Below are 1,274 nucleotides of genomic sequence, written 5' to 3'. Positions count from 1 at the left end.
GATCGGCCTCGGCACGCGCACCAAGAGGTCGTCGATCTGCTGGCCTGCGCCCTGCTGCGGCTGCGCGCGCGCCCCTTTCCGCCATCTGGCCATCCCGCCACCGACAGCGACTCGGTTGGCCTTGGCTTGTGCGGTCCACAGCGCGTGAATGCGAACCCCGATCACGCACGAGGAGTTCGCCGATGACGACACACGCAAGCCCTGCAGACCCGACCACCGTCGCCGCCCGCGTCGCCCAGTTGCCCCACCTGCCGATGGACAGCCTCTGGGCGCTGTGGGACGAGTACTTCGAGGAGCGGCCCAAGCATCACCACCGCACGTGGCTGGAGAGCCGGCTCGCCTACAGGATCCAGGAGCGCGCCTTCGGCGGGTTGAAGCCCGCGACCCGCCGCAAGCTCGAGGAGATCGGTGAGACGGGCATCCTGCCGCGCCAGCTTCGCCACGACGCGAGTCGGTTGCTGCCGGGCACGGTGCTCACGCGGATCTTCGACGACGTCGAGCACCGCGTCCTGGTGCGCGGGCCCAATGACTTCGAGTATCAGGGGCAGCGGTTCAAGAGCCTGACGGCGATTGCCCGCCACATCACCGGCACGCCTTGGTCGGGCCCCGCGTTCTTCGGCCTCAAGACCAAGCACGGCCAGAAGGAGCCGGCATGAGATCACGATGGCCCGCATCCCCGTCGACCATGCCGACGCCTGGTCCCGTCACGCCATCGAGGCGCTGCGCGGTCTACACCCGCAAGTCCACCGACGAGGGACTGGACCAGGAGTACAACAGCCTGGAGGCCCAACGCGATGCGGGGCTGGCCTTCATCGCCAGCCAACGCCACGAGGGCTGGATCGCCGTCGAGGAGGGTTATGACGACGGCGGCTACTCCGGCGGCCATCTCGACCGCCCTGCGCTCAAGCGCCTGCTGGCCGACATCGAGGCCGGCAGGATCGACATCGTGGTCGTCTACAAGATCGACCGATTGACGCGAAGCCTCGCCGACTTCGCCAAGCTGGTGGAGGTGTTCGACCGCAATGGCGTCTCCTTCGTCTCGGTCACGCAGCAGTTCAACACCACCACCTCGATGGGGCGGCTGACGCTCAACATCCTGCTGTCCTTCGCGCAGTTCGAGCGCGAGGTCACCGGCGAGCGCATCCGCGACAAGATCGCCGCTTCCAAAGCGAAGGGCATGTGGATGGGCGGCATGCCGCCGCTCGGCTACGACGTCGTCGATCGCAAGCTCGTCGTCAACGAACGCGAGGCCGCTCTCGTGCGTGACATCTTCC

The 1,274-nt window shown here is 67.4% G+C and carries 2 protein-coding genes; both read left to right on the top strand.

Annotated features, from left to right (window positions below; all coding sequences use genetic code 11):
- Nucleotides 1-182 precede the first annotated feature (182 nt).
- Nucleotides 183-656 (top strand): DUF2924 domain-containing protein, encoded by a 474-nt coding sequence (locus tag KHN96_RS22670; RefSeq protein WP_115044226.1) that lies wholly within the window; start codon nt 183-185, stop codon nt 654-656.
- Nucleotides 657-685: 29 nt separating this feature from the next.
- Nucleotides 686-1,274: recombinase family protein (locus KHN96_RS22665; RefSeq protein WP_211888745.1), on the top strand; the 589-nt coding region annotated here is incomplete at its 3' end.

This window comes from Ralstonia mannitolilytica, from assembly GCF_905397375.1.
GTDB classification, from domain to species: Bacteria; Pseudomonadota; Gammaproteobacteria; order Burkholderiales; family Burkholderiaceae; genus Ralstonia; species Ralstonia mannitolilytica.
This window is presented reverse-complemented; position numbering and strand designations above follow the sequence as displayed.